Consider the following 14,934-nt stretch of genomic DNA (forward strand, 5'->3'; position numbering starts at 1 on the left):
GTTTCGAGACGAAGTCAACCTTGTGACCGGGGGCTCGCCGCTCCATATAGATCCCAATCACATGACGGAGAGCCCAATGCAGACGCGCAACAAGGTATTCGAAGATCTGTCGCAGCTCATGACCAACGCCATGGGCGTGGCGCAGGGCGCGAAAGACGAAGCGGAAACCGCGATGAAATCCATGATCGACCGCTGGCTGGCGGATCGCGATTTCGTGACGCGGGAAGAATTCGACGCGGTCCGCGCCATGGCGCAGAAGGCCCGCGAAGAGAACGAAGCGCTGAAGGCCCGCCTCGACGCGCTGGAAAAGGGTCAGGGCTGACCCGCGCAGGGCTTCGGCCCTGTTCGACATTATGAGCAGGGCGGGCCGTGCCCGCCCCTCATCAACCGATCTTTGTGTCTGGCCCCTTCTCAGCCGGCCCTCATCACCCCGCCTGACGCTGCGCGACCAGATCGCCGCCCGTCAGTTCCGCTGGCGGGTAGAGCACGATCTCATCGCCCTCGCTCAGCCCCTCCAGCACCTGCACCTCGATGCCATTGCCCTGCCCGAGCGTGACGGGCACCTGTACGGCGCGCCCCTCCTCGACCCGGAAGACCGCCCAATCCGCGCCTGCGCGGAAGGCCGCGCTTTGCGGGATCTGCAGCGTGTCCTGATCTTCCCAAGTGACGATACGCGCCAGAACCCGATAGCCATGCCCCAGCGCCGCACGCGCCTCCGGCGGCGCGGTGAAGCGCAGGATTACCCGCACCCGCTGCTCCTCGACCCCCAGCGCCGAGACCTCGGTGGTGCCCAGCGGCGCGATCCGCTCGACCTCGGCATCCAGCGCGCCCGGCCCGCCCCAATCCTCCAGCAGCGCCCGCGCGCCCGGGCGCACCTGCACCGCGTCGGATGACAGCAGGTCCACCGCCACCTGCAGGTCCTGCGCGATATTGCCGATCTCCAGCACCGGCGCCCCGGCAGCCAGCGAGGTCTCGGACTGCTCGACCACCTGCAGGATGCGCCCGTCCACCGGCGCGCGCAGCGGGATGTCGCTGGCCCCGACCTCGGCCAGCGCCTCGGCCAGCCCCTGATCGTCGAAGCCAATGAGTTGCGCCTGCGCATTGGCCAGCTCCGCCTCGCGCATGGCCACCGCCGCGCGCGAGGTTTCGAGCCGCGCCTGCGCCGCCAGCGCTGCTGTGCGCGCCTGATCGAGCGCGGCGGTCGAGATGGTGCCCCGCGCCGCCAGCGCCTTGGCCCGGTCGTGGTCCGAGACCGCCAGTTCGACGTCGGCCTGCGACGCGCTGACCTCGGCCTTGGCCTGCAGCAGCGCCGCCTGCGCGGCAGCCACCGCGGCCCGCGCCTGCTCGCGGGTGCGCAGGTCCAGCACCGAAGGCGCGGCGGGGCGCATATGCGCCACCGTATCGCCCTGCGCCACCGCGTCACCGTCGATCGCCTGTACCCGCAGCAGCCGACCGGCGACCGGCGTGGTTACCACGTAGACGTCGCGCACCTCGGTTTTGCCTTCCTCGTCGATGGTCACCACCAGCGGCCCGCGGGTGACCGCGCCAAGATCGACAAGCACCGGGCGCGGCCAGAAGGCGGCGGCCAGCGCGACCCCGAGCAGCAGCGCAAGGCCGAGGCCAAGGATCAGACGGGTGCGCGTGCGTGTGTGATTGAGAGCCATGAGATCAGTCCCGTGTCTTGAGCGCCGCCACCAGATCGGCGCGGTCCACGTCGCGTTTCACCAGCAGCCCCGACAGCACCGCCCCGGCGATCACCACAAGCGCGGCAAAGCCGAAGGCGGCGGGATCGAAGACCACCGAAATCGTGTAGAGGTCGGACGAATAGGCTGCCGCCAGAAGATGCGCGATGCCCCAGCCCAGCAGCGCGCCGCAGGGCAACGCCAGCAGCGTGACCAAGCCCAGCTCGCCCAGCAGCACATAGGCGGCCTCGCCCTTTGAAAAGCCGATGACCCGCAGGCTGGCAAGGTCATGCGCCCGCTCGGCCAATGCGATTCGGGCGGCGTTGTAGATGATCCCGAAGGTGATGGTGAAGGCCACCGCCGCCATCACGAAACGCGTCGCGCCGGTGCCTTGGTTCATCACCCGTTCAAAGGCCTCGCGGGCCTCGGCCTTGAGGCTCACGCCCGCCACCACCGGCAGGCCGCGCAGCCAGATCTGCACCGCCTCGGCCTGCGCCGGATCAAGCCGCAGCGCCGCGCTCGAGATGCGGCGCGGCTCGAACAGCGCCCGACCCAGCGCGTCGAGCGACATATAGGCCGGCGCGCCCAGCACCGTCTCTGACACGCCCGTGACCGGCAGGCGCAGCACCGGCTGCGCGCCTTCGCGCACTTCGACGGTCAGCACGTCGCCCACCCGAGCGCTCAGCGTGCCCGCCAGCGCATGGCTCAGCACCAGCCCCGGCCCGTTCAGGGCGATCGGCTGCAAATCCGGCGTCAGCGCCCGCACCAGCGCGGGGTCGGGCGGCAACCCGGTGATGGCACCGCGATAGCTCGAGCGGCCGTTATGCAGCACCACCGGCACCATGCGCGCCCCCTCGGCCCGCAGCACGCCGGGCTGCCGGGCAAGCTCCAGCAGGGTCTTTTCAGACACCGCGTGGGTGAAGGTGACGCTCGCCTCGGAGCGGTCGAGCACGTCGAAGCTCATCGCCACCGCCTGATTGAACCCGGCGTGGATGGTCAGCATGGCGACCGAGAGCCCCATGCCGAAGGTGATGCCCACCACCGCGCCCAGCATCCGGAACGGCGTGCGGGTGAAGCGGCGGATCACCATGCGGGTCGGCTGATCGAAGAGGCTCAGCGCCCCGGCCCAGCGGCCCGCGCGGCGGTAGTCGGCGGGGGCTGGCGGACGCATCGCCTCGGCGGGCTGCAGCGCGAAGATGCGGCGCAGCACCACCGCGCCGCCTGCCGCGGCGGCCAGCACGCTCACCGCCAGCCCAAGGGCCAGCGCGGCGGGATCGAGCCGGAAGACGAGGAAGGGAAACTTGAAGAACTGCAGGTAGAGCTGCACCATCCCGCGCCCGCCCAAAATGCCCAGCCCCGCGCCCAGCAGCGCACCGGCGACGGCGATCACCAGCACCAGCTTCATGTAGTGCCCGCCGATCTCTGCCGCGCGGTAGCCGAAGGCCTTGAGCAGCCCGATCTCCTCGCGCTCGGCCTGCACCATGCGGGCGATGACGATGTTCAAAAGGAAGGCCGCGATGCCCAGAAACACCGGCGGGATCGCCCCGGCGGTGTCGCGCAGCCCGCTGATCTCTTCCGACACAAAGCGATGCGAGAACTGGTCCTGACGGTCGTAGGCCCCCGCCGAGCCCCATGGTTTCAGCACCCGGTCGAGCGCCGCGATCACGCCGCGCGGGTCTGTGCCCCGGGTCAGCGTCACGATGATCTCGGAGAAAGCCCCCTTCATGTCGTAGGCCGCGGCGAGCGAGGTCTCCGACATCCACAGCACCGCAAAGCGCGCGTCATCGGGCACCATTTCGCCCGGCGCGGCGGCATAGAGAAACTCCGGCGAGCGCGCCAGCCCGGTGATGCGCAGGCTGCGGCGCGCGCCGTTCATCACCACCTGGAGCCGGTCGCCGGGGTGTAGCCCGTGTGCATCGGCAAAACTGTCGAGCAGCACCACCTCCTCGGGCGCGCCGGGCGCGAACATCCGCCCCTGCTGCAGACGGATGGCATTGAGCACCGGAGCGCCGTGGTCGGGCAGCGACAGCGCCTCGGCAGAGACCGGCACCGCGCGGCCCGGCAGTTCGATCCGCGCCAGACCGGCGATGCGCCCCTCGGCAAGCGCCACGCCGGGCAGTGCGGTGACCTGATGCAGCACGTGGCGCGGCGCGCGGGTCACCGGCGCAAAGACCTCGGCGAAGCGATAGCGCTCGTAATAGCCGCGCCGCGTCTCATCGAGCGTATCGACCAGCCCGGCCATCATCACCTGCATCATCACGCCCAGAGCCATGACCACCGCGATGGCCGCCGCCTGCCCCTTCATGCGCCACAGATCGCGCGAAAGCTTGCGGTCGAGCGCGCTCATCCGGTCACCACACGATCTCTTCTGCCGGGCGCGGCGCGTGGTTCATCTCGACCTCGCGGATCGCGCCATCGGCAAAGCGGATCACCCGATGCGCCATGGCAGCGGTGGCGGCGGCATGGGTGACGATCATCACCGTGGTGCCAAGGCTGCGGTTGAGATGCTGCAGGACCCCCAGCACCTCACGCCCGGTGGCGCTGTCGAGCGCGCCGGTCGGCTCGTCGCAAAGCAGCACCTCGGGGCGTTTGGCCACGGCGCGGGCGATCGCCACGCGCTGCTGCTCGCCGCCCGACATCTGGCTGGGAAAGTGGCCCTTGCGCGTCTCCAGCCCGACCATCGCCAGCGCCTCGGCAGGTGCCATGGGATCGGGTGCAATCTCGGTCACCAGCGCCACGTTCTCTTCGGCGGTGAGCGAGGGCATCAGGTTGTAGAACTGGAACACAAAGCCAAGGTGGTCACGCCGGTAACGGGTGAGCGTGCGGTCGGGCATCTGCGTCAGCTCCTCGCCCCGGAACCACGCCCGCCCCGCGCTGGGGCGGTCGAGCCCGCCGAGAATGTTCAAAAGCGTCGACTTGCCGCTGCCCGAGGGCCCCAGCAGCACGCTGATCTCTCCGGGCGGCAGCACGAGATCGACGCCGCGCAGCGCATGCACGGCAGAGGCCCCTTCCCCGTAGACACGGGTGAGCCCTTCGACACGGTAGATCGGCTGCTCTGTCACGGCGCCTCCCTCTTTCGGCATTAGCCTAAGGCAGAGGGCGCGCGTCTGTCTTGAGACGGATCAAATGGCGCCGCGTCAGCCCGGACGCGCCAGCCCCTTCGCCTCGTCGAGCAGCGCCTGCAGCACCGGCGTATAGGGCTCCTGCCAAGGCGCGATCAGCCCGACCTCATGCGCACGGCTGTCCTCGGCCATCGGCACCAGCGCCAGCGGTTTGCCCTCGGCAAGGAAGGTCGCAAGATCGGTGGGCAGGATCGTCAGCCAATCGCCCATCAGCACATTGCTCACCAGCACCACGGTGGAGTTCGATTCGATCGCCGAACTGGGCTCGATCCCGGCTTCCATGAATTGCCGGTTGATGATCCGCCGGTTCTGCATTTCGGGCGTCAGCAGGCACAGGTTCAGCCCGGCCAACTCGCGCCAAGACAGCTCGGTCCGCCCCGCCAGCGGATGATCGTCGCGGCACACCAGCCGATAGGCCTCGCGGTAGAGCGGACGGGTGGTGACGCGGCCCAGCGGCTCGTTGTCGAGATAGGAAATACCCGCGTCGATCTCGAGATCGTCGAGCATCGACAGGATGTCGGCCGAGGCGCGCGACAGCACGGTGAAAGTGACCCGCGGATGGCGCCGGTTGAACTGCGCGGCCAGCGTCGACGCCCATGTCAGCGCGGTCGGGATGACCGCCAGCCGCAGATGCCCCGCCAGCCCCTCGCGCGAGGCGCGCATCTCGTCGCGCAGCCGCCGGGTGTCGCCGACAATCTGCCGTGCCCAGACCAAAGCGCGCTGCCCTTCGGGGGTCAGCCCGCCAAAGCGCGAGCCGCGCTGCACCAGCTTCACGCCCAGTTGCTCCTCAAGCTGGCGGATGCCGGTGGACAGCGTCGGCTGGGTGATACCGAGGCTGACCGCCGCGCGACCGAAGTGCTGCTCCCGGGCGAGCGCGATGAACATCTCCAGCTTGGGGATCATGATTGCCTATCAAAATTGCGCATTTTCATCATGATCGCCTCTCAATGCAGGCGGCGCAATCCTCTGCCCGCAAGGAACTGCACGGCGCGCGGAACATTGTCTTGGCGTGCGACCAACCGCGCGATCCAAGGGAGTTACCATGACCGCCTACCTCATCGGCATTGCCTTCATGCTGCTGACCGCCTGTCTTCACCACGCGCTTCTGGTGCTGGCGACGTCCAGCGTGCCGGACCGCCTGCGCAGCAGTAAGGCGCTGCCGATCACCGTCTTTGGCCTGCTGGCCCTGATCCACCTGATCGAGATCCTGGCTGGGGGCGGCGTTTACCTTGCGCTGCACCGGACACTCTATCCCGAAGCCTTCGGCGGCAGCTTCAGCGGCACATGGAACGACTATGTCTATTTTTCGGGGATGAATTTCACCACGCTCGGCCAGACCGGCATGAAGGTGACCGGGCCGCTGCGCATCGTCGCGATGATGCAGGCCCTCGCCGGGTTCATGGTTCTGACCTGGTCGGCGAGCTATCTCTACGGCGCGTGCAGACAACAATTCGTCGGGGAATACGAGCAAAGCCGAGAGGGCTAAAACGCCCCGGTGCGGCCGCTTTGCAAGACAGCGGCGCGATCTTGGCAAGGTGGCGATCCCGGCAGGATTCGAACCTGCAACCTGCCCCTTAGGAGGGGGCTGCTCTATCCAGTTGAGCCACGGGACCGACGCCCCTCCCTTAGCGTGGGCGCGACCGGTTGTCACCACGCAAGCGGAAATTCCGCCGCGCCGCGGGCTTGTGCTTGTATGCCCTGACAGAAAGGCTAACATTCAGGTATTTAGAGTATTGGAGGAGCCTGCCGTGGCCGACACAGATCCCCGCCCCCTCACCCTGCGCGACGTGTCCGAAGCCTCCGGCGTCTCCGAGATGACCGTGAGCCGCGTGCTGCGCAACCGGGGCGACGTGTCCGAAGCGACCCGCGCCAAAGTGCTCGAAGCCGCCAAGGCGCTTGGCTATGTGCCCAACAAGATCGCAGGCGCGCTGGCCAGCCAGCGGGTGAACCTCGTCGCGGTGATCATCCCCTCGATGCGCAACATGGTTTTCCCCGAAGTGATGGCGGGCATCTCCTCGGTGCTCGAAGACACCGAGTTGCAGCCGGTTGTGGGCGTCACCGACTATATGCCCGAAAAGGAAGAGCGGGTGCTTTACGAGATGCTCTCGTGGCGCCCGTCCGGCGTGATCATCGCCGGGCTTGAGCACACCGAAGCCTCCAAGGCGATGATGAAGGCCAGCGGCATTCCGGTGGTCGAGATCATGGACATCGACGGCAAGCCGGTGGATTGCGCCGTCGGCATCTCGCATCGCCGGGCGGGCCGCGAGATGGCCAAGGCGATCCTGCGCGCGGGCTATCAGAAGATCGGCTTTCTCGGCACCAAGATGCCGCTCGACCACCGTGCGCGGAAGCGGTTCGAGGGCTTCACCGAGGCGCTTGCCAAGAGCGGCGTCGAGGTGGTGGATCAGGAGTTCTATTCGGGCGGCTCGGCGCTGAAGAAGGGCCGCGAGATGACGCAGGCCATTCTCGAACGCGAGCCCGAGATCGATTTCCTCTATTATTCGAACGACATGATCGGGGCGGGCGGCTTGCTCTACCTGATGGAACAGGGCCGCGATATTCCTGCCGAGATCGGGCTTGCCGGGTTCAACGGGGTCGAGCTGCTGCAGGGGCTGCCGCGACAACTGGCCACGATGGATGCGCACCGCGCCGAGATCGGCCGCAAGGCGGCGCAGATCATCGCCGCACGGGTCGAAAACCCCGAGGCCGAGTACGAGAGCATCGTCGAGCTGACCCCCAAGATCGCCTATGGCGACACGTTGCGCCGCTGACCTAGAGCAGCGGCCGCCGCGCCGGTTCTTCGGTGTCGGTCATCGCCAGATCCGCGAGTTTCTCCACATCGCTGATATGCAGCTCGCCGTCGTTCCATTCGGCGAGCTTGCGGCTGCGCAGCTTCGCCAGCGTCTTGTTGGTGTGCACAAGTGACAGGCCAAGCGCGTCGGCTAGGTCCTGCTGGCGATAGGGCATCGGCACGCGCGGCCCCTGCCCAATCCCGAGGTCCGAAAGTCGGCTGTAGATCTTCAGCAGCGCCCAGGCCACGCGCTGTGTTGCATCGCGCTGGCCCAGCGTCGCCACCGTCTCGCCAAGGAAATGCTCTTCCGCCGCAGCGATCCACGTCACATCGTAGGCCAGCGACGGCTGTTTGCGGTACAGCGCCCAAAGGTCGGAGCGGTTGAACACGCACAGCCGCATCTCGCTGGTGGCCTGCACCGAATGTTTCATCTCGCCCAGCAGCCCGGCCTGAAGCCCCACCAGATCGCCCGGCAGCAGGAAATTGATCACCTGTCGGCGGCCGTTCTCCAATGTCTTGTAACGTAGACCCATACCTTCGAGCACGGTGAAGATTTGCGGCGAAGGCGCGCCTTCGATCATCAGATGCGAGCCGCGATCAATGCTCAACTCACCGGCTTTGAAGCCCTCCATAAAGGCAAGTTCGTCGTCTTCGAAGGCACGGAACAGCGACTTGCGGCGCAGCGGGCAATGTTCGCAGGAAATCTGACGCATGGGGGCTCTCCTATGTCACAGATTAATGCGCGCCACCCCCGTCTGGTTCCACATTGCGCCCAGCGAGAGGAGACCGCGAATGATTCCCGACGACACGCCCGACACCGGGCCGGGTTTTCTCGTGCTGCTGAGTGATCCCTTTGTGGCCGAAGATGTTGCCCGAAGCATTTCCGAGAACGCGCCAGAAGCGCGTGTGCTCTGCGCACAGACCCCCGAAGCGGCCCTTCTGATGGTTCTGGCCGAGGGCAGCGTCTCTGTGGCGCTGCTGCAGATGCCGCCCGACGATGTGCCGCAAAGCCCGCTTGTCGAGTTGCTGCGCCAGAAGGGCACCCGCATTGCTTTGGCTGGCGATGCCGCCGAGGAAGCGGGCGAGGCCTGCCCCTATGAGGTGCTGCAGCGCCCGTTCAACAGCAGCCAGTTGATGCAGGCATTAAAGCGCGCGCGCCCTGCCTGAGCCCCGCTTCAAGCCCACCTTCATCATAGGGTCATCACACCGTTACATCCGCGTCACCGCGCCGTCACCCGACGCCCTTAGGAGTCGGGGCGTCTTTTGATGAGTGCCGTGGTTCAATGCGCGGAGTATTGGTTCCGTATCCCCCGGTCAAAAAACGCAGTGATTTTATGAAGAAAGGGGTGGCGCTTGCGCCACCCCCATTTTCATTGCCGAGGCTTTGCGCTTACTGCAGCGCGGCGTCACTGATCTTATGGGTCCAGGCCGCCTCGCCCGGATCCTTGGTGATCACCGGATCGGCACCGGCGCTCATCAGCACGTCGACGGTGCGCTGGAAGTCCGCCGGATCAAGCGCGCCGTTCGAGCCCGCGGTCAGCTTGGCCACTTCGCCCATCATGCGCTTCTGGTGCTTTTCGGTCTGCGCGCCGGTGGCGTCTTTCTCCAGCACGATTTCAGCGGCCTCATCGGGGTTTTCCTCGGCCCATTTCCAGCCCTTCATCGAGGCGCGCACGAAGCGGGTCAGCTTGTCGACCATCTCGGGATCCTCGAGGTTTTCCTCGGTGGTGTAGAGACCATCCTCGAGCGTCGCGATGCCCTCGTCCTGATACTTGAAAACCACCAGATCATCGGGCGTCAGCCCCGCATCGATCACCTGCCAGTACTCGTTGTAGGTCATGGTGGTGGCGCATTCGACCTGTTTTTGCAGCAGCGGATCGACGTTGAAGTTGATCTTCTGGATGGTCACCCCACCCTCGGATCCATCGGTCGGGTAGCCGAGCTTGGACATCCACGAATAGAGCGGCAGTTCGTTGCCGAAGAACCACGTGCCCAGCGTGTGGCCGGGAAAGTCTTCGGGGCTCTCGATGCCATGCTCCTTGAGGCAGGTCAGCATCAGGCCCGAGGATTTGAAGGGCTGGGCGATGTTGACGATCGGCGCGCCGTTCTCGCGCGCGGCCAGCGCCGAAGGCAGCCAGTCGACCATCACGTCGGCCCCGCCGCCCAGCAGCACCTGCACCGGCGCAATGTCGGGACCGCCCGGCTTGATCGTCACGTCGAGGTCTTCTTCGTCGTAAAAGCCCTGCTCCGCCGCCACGTAGTAGCCGGCGAACTGCGCCTGCGTCACCCATTTGAGCTGCAACGTCAGCTCGTCGGCGGCCTGTGCGCCGCCCGCGGCGAGCCCCATCGCCGTGGCGATCCCCCATGCAGTAAACTTGGTCATCTTACACTCCTGTTGCGTTGCGCGTTTCTTGGTCTTGTCTTCTTCACTGGCCCCGCTGCGACGGGTGCCAGAAGGTCGCGGCGCGTTCGATCAGCGCCACGCCGCCGTAGAAGGCCGAGCCCGCAAGCGCGGCCACCACGATCTCTGCCCACACGAGGTCAAGCTGCAGCAGCCCGACACTGGTGGAGATGCGAAACCCCATGCCGCGGATCGGCGAGCCGAAGAACTCGGCCACGATGGCGCCGATCAGCGCGAGGGTGGAGGCGATCTTCAGTCCGTTGAAGATGAAGGGCAGCGCCGCCGGCAGCCGCAGCTTCCACAGCGATGTCCAATAGCTGGCGGCATAGGTGCGCATAAGATCGCGCTGCATGGCGCTGGTGTCGCCAAGGCCCTCAACCGCGTTGACCAGCACCGGAAAGAACACCATCACCACCACGACCGCCGCCTTCGATTGCCAGTCGAAACCGAACCACATGACGAGGATCGGCGCGATGCCGATCACCGGCAGCGCCGCCACGAAGTTGCCCACCGGCAGCAGCCCGCGCCGCAGGAAGTCGAACCGGTCGACGACCACCGCCATCACCAGCGCCGCGCCGCAGCCAAGGATGTAGCCCGAGAGCGCGCCCTTCAGCACGGTCTGCACAAAGTCCTCCCACAGCACGCCGCCCGACTGGGCGAAGCGCAGGGCAACCGCCGAAGGCGCGGGCAGCAGCACCGGCGAGATGCCGAAGCCGCGCACCACCGCTTCCCAGACAAAGATCAGCGTGAGCCCGAAGATCACCGGCACCGCCAGCGCCGCCCAGCGGCTGCCCTTGCGCTTCGACAGGCGGACATTGAGCGCAAGGCCCGCGGCCCAGACGATCAGCCCCAGAACGATCCAGATCATGCCATCCCCATGCGCTTGAGTGTCACCCGCTGGAGAAGGCCAATCAGCCCCACCAGCACCGCCGCCAGCGCCGCCGCCATCAGCAGCGCCGACCATATCTGGATGGTCTGCCCATAGTAGCTGCCCGCCAGCAGCCGCGCCCCAAGGCCCGCGACAGCCCCCGTGGGAAGCTCGCCGACGATCGCACCCACAAGGCTGGCCGCCATTGCGATCTTCATCGAGGTGAAGAGGTATGGCATCGACGAAGGCAGCCGCAGGCGTAGGAATTCCTGCCCGCGCGAGGCGTTCCACGTGCGCATCTGGTCAAGCTGCATACGGTCGGGGCTGCGCAGCCCCTTCACCATGCCCACCACCACCGGGAAGAACGACAGATACATCGAGATCATCGCCTTCGGCAGCAGCCCCGACAGCCCCATGGCATTGAGCACCACGATGATCATCGGCGCGATGGCGAGGATCGGGATGGTTTGGCTGGCGATCACCCAAGGCATCACCGACATGTCCATCACCCGGTTGTAGACGATGCCCAGCGCCAGCGCGAAGCCCAGCAACGTGCCAAGGCCAAAGCCCAGTACCGTGGCGCTCATGGTCACCCATGCGTGGTAGACGAGGCTGCGCTTCGAGCTGGGCTTTTTCATCGCCACCGTGTCCCAAAGCTCACCCGCCACCTGATGCGGCGCCGGCAGCTTGGGCTTTTCCTGCGACCATGTGGCGGCGATCAACTGCGGCGAGGTGAGCACCTGCTCCTGCCGCGCCGCCTGATCGAGCACCCATTGCTTGTTGAGCATGACCGCCGCCGCGTACCAGATCACCACAATGGCCAGCACGACGGTCAGAACGGGAACGATCTTCTTCATCGCGTCCACTCCATGCTGATCTCCTCGACGGTCTCCGGCGGCTCCGGCGCGATACGGCCGGTCTCGGCGAAGCCCTCGCGGCGGTAGAAGCGCTGCGCGGCAAGGTTCGGCGCATGGGTGTGCAGCCAGAGCCTCTCGCGCCCGTCCTTGGCGCGATCCAGAAGCGCCTTGCCGAGCCCGACCCCGGTCCGCGCGCAATAGAGCGCGCCGATCTTCAGCGTGGCAGGGTCGAGCGACAGATAGCCCTCGATCGGGTCTCCGCTCACCCAGATCTCGCGCTCGGCAAAGGCCTCGCGGATGAACCCTTCGATCTCGCTCTCGGAAAAGATCCGCGGAAACCAAGGTGTCGCGTCGATCCAGCCGTTGACCACCGCGGCGCAGCCCGGAATGTCGGCCTCGCCCGCGCGCCTTACCTGAAGATCGGTCATCCTAGCCCCCTGCAGCTTTCATCTTTCCTCAAATACTCATGCCCCTCGGCCCGCGGGTTCCGGTGCTCCTTGAGTATTTTTAGAAAGATGAAAGGTTTAAGTGTTTGCCTATCTCCGCGGTACAGGCTGGAGAGCCGATGACCGCGAAAGGTGAAAGGGGAGCCCGCGTTCCGAGACAATCTGCGGGGCGGCACCGGGGCGCGGCGCGACATCGGCGCGCTCCGGGTCGCAGCGCTGGCGGCACGCGGTGCCGCTTGCGTGTCGGCCCTTTGGGCATCAGTCACTGGCAGCTCAGTCATAGAGAACTCAGTCATAGGCAGCTCAGTCATAGGCATGCCCCGCCCGCAGCCCCTCGCGCACGCGGTGCGCGATCTCGAGGAATTCCGGCGTGTCGCGGATATCCAGCGGGCGCTCATTCGGCAGCGGGCTCTCGATCACATCGGTGATCCGGCCCGGGCGCGGCGACATGACGACGATCTTGGTCGACAGATACACCGCCTCGGGGATCGAGTGGGTGACGAAGCAAATGGTCTTCTGGGTTCTCGCCCAGAGCGCCAGAAGCTGCTCGTTGAGGTGATCGCGGACGATCTCGTCGAGCGCCCCGAAGGGCTCGTCCATGAGCAGAATGTCCGCATCGAAGGCGAGCGCCCGGGCAATGGAGGCCCGCTGCTGCATCCCACCCGACAACTGCCAGGGGTATTTCTTCTCGAAGCCCGACAGCTCGACCAAATCCAGCACGCGCTGCACCCGCTCGGCCTGATCGGCTTTCGAATAGCCCATGATCTCCAGCGGCAGGCGGATGTTGCCGCCGATCGTGCGCCACGGGTAGAGCCCCGCGGCCTGAAACACATAGCCATAGGCGCGGGCCTTGCGGGCGGCTTCCGGTGTCACGCCGTTGACCAGTACCGTGCCCGAGGTCGGCGTCTCGAGATCGGCCATCACCCGCAGGAAGGTGGTCTTGCCGCAGCCCGAGGGGCCGATGAAGGAGACGAAATCGCCCTTGCCGATCTTCAGATCGACGTCTTTCAGCGCCTGCACCGGGCCGTCGCCGGTCTCGAACACGAGGTTCAGCCCCTGCGCCGAGATCACCGGCGGCATGTCCGCATGGACCGCTTGTGTCTGTCTCATCTCTTGCCTTCCCTGTTCTTCCGGCGGAGGCGTCTGGCGGCCCCCTGCCATGTTTCTTGCCGTGCCTCTTTCCCGGCCACGCTCAGACGCCGCTGGCGGGGATGCCGCTGCGCGCCACCGGGCGCGGCGCGGTCAGGTCTTTCCATGCGCTGAGTGCGCGATTGACCGGCCCCGAGGGCGGGCGGGCGACGAACTGCCCATGGCCCTCTTGCGAGCTCATCGCGCCTTCGGTCACCGAGACCCGACCCCGGCTCAGCACGAACCGCGGCAGGCCGCTGACTTTCATGCCCTCGAAGACGTTGTAGTCGATGGCCGATTGCTGGCTGCCGGCCGAGATCACCTTCTCCCGCTTGGGATCGAGCACCACGATATCGGCGTCCGCGCCGGTGAGGATCGCCCCCTTGCGCGGGTAGATGTTGAGGATCTTGGCGATATTGGTCGAGGTCACCGCGACGAACTCCTGCGGCGTCAGCCGCCCCGTCACCACGCCCTGCGTCCAGAGCATTGGCAAACGGTCCTCAAGCCCGCCGGTGCCATTGGGGATCTTGGTGAAATCCCCCAACCCGTAGCGTTTCTGCTCGGTGGTGAAGGCGCAATGGTCCGTCGCCACGCAGGACAGCGAGCCCGCTGCGAGCCCGGCCCAGAGGCTGTCCTGATGGCGCTTGTTGCGAAACGGCGGCGACATCACCCGCCGGGCGGCGTGATCCCAGTCAGGGCTCGCGTATTCGCTGTCGTCGAGCGTCAGATGCTGGATCAGCGGCTCGCCCCAGACCCGTTTGCCCGCCTGCCGCGCGCGGCGGATGGCCTCATGGCTCTCTTCGCAGCTGACATGCACCACGTAGAGCGGCACCCCCGCCATATCGGCGATCATGATGGCGCGGTTCGTCGCCTCGCCCTCGACCTGCGGCGGGCGCGAATAGGCATGCGCTTCGGGGCCGGTATTGCCCTCGGCCAGCAGCCGCGCCGAAAGCTCGGCCACCACGTCGCCATTCTCGGCATGCACAAGCGGGATTGCCCCCAGTTCGGCGCAGCGGCGGAACGAGGCGAAAAGCTCGTCGTCGTTCACCATCAGCGCGCCCTTGTAGGCCATGAAATGCTTGAAGGTGGTGATGCCGCGATCCACCACCTGCTGCATCTCCTGCCAGACCTGCTCGGACCACCATGTCACCGCCATGTGGAAGGAATAGTCGCAATGGGCGCGGCCCGCCTTGTTGTCCCACATCTGCAGCGCGTCCAGCAGCCCCTGCCCCGGCGACGGCAGCGCGAAGTCGACAACCATGGTGGTGCCGCCGGCCAGCGCGGCGCGGGTGCCGCTGTCGAAATCATCGGCGGAATAGGTGCCCATGAAGGGCATCTCGAGATGGGTGTGCGGGTCGATCCCGCCGGGCATCACGTAGCAGCCCGAGGCGTCGAGCACCTCGTCGCCGCTCAGGTTCGGGCCGATCTCGGCAATCCGGCCGTGTTCGACCAGCACATCGGCCTCGTAGCTCAGATCGGCGGTGACGATCGTGCCGCCTTTGATCACAGTGGATTTGATCACCGTGGACATGTCTCTCTCCCTGTCGTCTGCGCGGGTCCGGGCTTCCTCTTGGCGAAAATATCCCGGGGAGTTCGCGGCCCCCGGGTCGTGGACGGTGCCGCGGACGGGGCAGCGCCC

General features: G+C 66.5%; 15 protein-coding genes and 1 tRNA gene. 4 read left to right on the forward strand and 12 right to left on the reverse strand.

Annotated elements, in window-relative coordinates:
• The first annotated feature begins 76 nt into the window (after window positions 1-76).
• The gene (locus ACXAD2_RS09160) at window positions 77-322 is read left to right on the forward strand and encodes an accessory factor UbiK family protein (protein WP_066104340.1); all 246 of its coding nucleotides are present in this window, start codon (window positions 77-79) and stop codon (window positions 320-322) included.
• Between the two features lie 103 nt (window positions 323-425).
• Here the strand turns inward: ACXAD2_RS09160 and ACXAD2_RS09165 are convergent, their stop codons facing one another.
• From ACXAD2_RS09165 to ACXAD2_RS09180, 4 genes are read right to left on the reverse strand one after another with little or no spacing between them, the layout of a single operon-like run.
• Window positions 426-1,664 carry an efflux RND transporter periplasmic adaptor subunit gene (locus tag ACXAD2_RS09165; protein WP_475169217.1) on the reverse strand — a complete coding sequence of 413 codons (1,239 nt, stop codon included), beginning with the start codon at window positions 1,662-1,664 and terminating at the stop codon, window positions 426-428.
• 4 nt (window positions 1,665-1,668) lie between these two features.
• Complete coding sequence (locus ACXAD2_RS09170; RefSeq protein ID WP_475169218.1) at window positions 1,669-4,029, reverse strand: ABC transporter permease; 2,361 nt, start codon at window positions 4,027-4,029, stop codon at window positions 1,669-1,671.
• Window positions 4,030-4,033: 4 nt separating this feature from the next.
• Window positions 4,034-4,765 carry an ABC transporter ATP-binding protein gene (locus tag ACXAD2_RS09175; RefSeq protein ID WP_475169220.1) on the reverse strand — a complete coding sequence of 244 codons (732 nt, stop codon included), beginning with the start codon at window positions 4,763-4,765 and terminating at the stop codon, window positions 4,034-4,036.
• Between the two features lie 54 nt (window positions 4,766-4,819).
• Window positions 4,820-5,707, reverse strand: a complete 888-nt coding sequence (locus ACXAD2_RS09180) for a LysR family transcriptional regulator (RefSeq protein WP_475169221.1) — start codon at window positions 5,705-5,707, stop codon at window positions 4,820-4,822.
• 139 nt (window positions 5,708-5,846) lie between these two features.
• Between ACXAD2_RS09180 and ACXAD2_RS09185 the strand changes: the two genes are divergently transcribed.
• Entirely contained in the window at window positions 5,847-6,290 is a 444-nt protein-coding gene (locus ACXAD2_RS09185; protein ID WP_475169224.1) for an ion channel, read from the forward strand.
• Window positions 6,291-6,340: 50 nt separating this feature from the next.
• Here the strand turns inward: ACXAD2_RS09185 and ACXAD2_RS09190 are convergent.
• Window positions 6,341-6,417, reverse strand: a tRNA-Arg gene (locus tag ACXAD2_RS09190).
• Window positions 6,418-6,552: 135 nt separating this feature from the next.
• On the opposite strand from ACXAD2_RS09190, the gene ACXAD2_RS09195 reads away from it, so the two are divergent.
• Window positions 6,553-7,575, forward strand: a complete 1,023-nt coding sequence (locus ACXAD2_RS09195; RefSeq protein WP_066104321.1) for a LacI family DNA-binding transcriptional regulator — start codon at window positions 6,553-6,555, stop codon at window positions 7,573-7,575.
• A 1-nt stretch (window position 7,576) separates the two neighbouring features.
• Here the strand turns inward: ACXAD2_RS09195 and ACXAD2_RS09200 are convergent, their stop codons facing one another.
• Complete coding sequence (locus ACXAD2_RS09200; protein ID WP_475169227.1) at window positions 7,577-8,308, reverse strand: Crp/Fnr family transcriptional regulator; 732 nt, start codon at window positions 8,306-8,308, stop codon at window positions 7,577-7,579.
• Between the two features lie 79 nt (window positions 8,309-8,387).
• On the opposite strand from ACXAD2_RS09200, the gene ACXAD2_RS09205 reads away from it, so the two are divergent.
• Window positions 8,388-8,762, forward strand: a complete 375-nt coding sequence (locus tag ACXAD2_RS09205; protein ID WP_475169230.1) for a response regulator — start codon at window positions 8,388-8,390, stop codon at window positions 8,760-8,762.
• Window positions 8,763-8,985: 223 nt separating this feature from the next.
• On the opposite strand, the gene ACXAD2_RS09210 is transcribed toward ACXAD2_RS09205, so the two are convergent.
• The 6 genes from ACXAD2_RS09210 to hydA form a co-directional block, all read right to left on the reverse strand.
• A complete protein-coding gene (locus ACXAD2_RS09210; protein ID WP_475169232.1) occupies window positions 8,986-9,978 on the reverse strand; it encodes an ABC transporter substrate-binding protein in 993 nt (330 codons plus the stop codon).
• Window positions 9,979-10,021: 43 nt separating this feature from the next.
• Window positions 10,022-10,864, reverse strand: coding sequence for an ABC transporter permease (locus tag ACXAD2_RS09215; RefSeq protein ID WP_224903546.1), 843 nt, complete (start codon window positions 10,862-10,864; stop codon window positions 10,022-10,024).
• Complete coding sequence (locus ACXAD2_RS09220) at window positions 10,861-11,721, reverse strand: ABC transporter permease (protein ID WP_066104306.1); 861 nt, start codon at window positions 11,719-11,721, stop codon at window positions 10,861-10,863. Before ACXAD2_RS09220 ends, ACXAD2_RS09215 begins: the two co-directional genes overlap by 4 nt.
• Window positions 11,718-12,149, reverse strand: a complete 432-nt coding sequence (locus ACXAD2_RS09225) for an N-acetyltransferase family protein (protein ID WP_475169237.1) — start codon at window positions 12,147-12,149, stop codon at window positions 11,718-11,720. The genes ACXAD2_RS09220 and ACXAD2_RS09225 overlap by 4 nt, the downstream gene beginning before the upstream one ends.
• A gap of 321 nt (window positions 12,150-12,470) precedes the next feature.
• On the reverse strand, window positions 12,471-13,277 hold the full coding sequence (locus ACXAD2_RS09230; protein ID WP_475169240.1) for an ABC transporter ATP-binding protein: 807 nt from the start codon (window positions 13,275-13,277) through the stop codon (window positions 12,471-12,473).
• A gap of 82 nt (window positions 13,278-13,359) precedes the next feature.
• Window positions 13,360-14,826: a dihydropyrimidinase gene (gene hydA / locus ACXAD2_RS09235; RefSeq protein ID WP_475169243.1), complete on the reverse strand. Its 1,467-nt coding sequence runs from the start codon at window positions 14,824-14,826 to the stop codon at window positions 13,360-13,362.
• Between the last annotated feature and the right edge of the window lie 108 nt (window positions 14,827-14,934).

This window comes from Salipiger sp. ABN3_019 (genome assembly GCF_056158605.1).

Coding starts and splice junctions, on each gene's coding strand:
- ACXAD2_RS09160 (WP_066104340.1), top strand. CDS start 77: ATGCAGACGCGCAACAAGGTATTCGAAGATCTGTCGCAGCTCATGACC.
- ACXAD2_RS09165 (WP_475169217.1), bottom strand. CDS start 1,664: ATGGCTCTCAATCACACACGCACGCGCACCCGTCTGATCCTTGGCCTC.
- ACXAD2_RS09170 (WP_475169218.1), bottom strand. CDS start 4,029: ATGAGCGCGCTCGACCGCAAGCTTTCGCGCGATCTGTGGCGCATGAAG.
- ACXAD2_RS09175 (WP_475169220.1), bottom strand. CDS start 4,765: ATGCCGAAAGAGGGAGGCGCCGTGACAGAGCAGCCGATCTACCGTGTC.
- ACXAD2_RS09180 (WP_475169221.1), bottom strand. CDS start 5,707: ATGATCCCCAAGCTGGAGATGTTCATCGCGCTCGCCCGGGAGCAGCAC.
- ACXAD2_RS09185 (WP_475169224.1), top strand. CDS start 5,847: ATGACCGCCTACCTCATCGGCATTGCCTTCATGCTGCTGACCGCCTGT.
- ACXAD2_RS09200 (WP_475169227.1), bottom strand. CDS start 8,308: ATGCGTCAGATTTCCTGCGAACATTGCCCGCTGCGCCGCAAGTCGCTG.
- ACXAD2_RS09205 (WP_475169230.1), top strand. CDS start 8,388: ATGATTCCCGACGACACGCCCGACACCGGGCCGGGTTTTCTCGTGCTG.
- ACXAD2_RS09210 (WP_475169232.1), bottom strand. CDS start 9,978: ATGACCAAGTTTACTGCATGGGGGATCGCCACGGCGATGGGGCTCGCC.
- ACXAD2_RS09215 (WP_224903546.1), bottom strand. CDS start 10,864: ATGATCTGGATCGTTCTGGGGCTGATCGTCTGGGCCGCGGGCCTTGCG.
- ACXAD2_RS09220 (WP_066104306.1), bottom strand. CDS start 11,721: ATGAAGAAGATCGTTCCCGTTCTGACCGTCGTGCTGGCCATTGTGGTG.
- ACXAD2_RS09225 (WP_475169237.1), bottom strand. CDS start 12,149: ATGACCGATCTTCAGGTAAGGCGCGCGGGCGAGGCCGACATTCCGGGC.
- ACXAD2_RS09230 (WP_475169240.1), bottom strand. CDS start 13,277: ATGAGACAGACACAAGCGGTCCATGCGGACATGCCGCCGGTGATCTCG.
- hydA (WP_475169243.1), bottom strand. CDS start 14,826: ATGTCCACGGTGATCAAATCCACTGTGATCAAAGGCGGCACGATCGTC.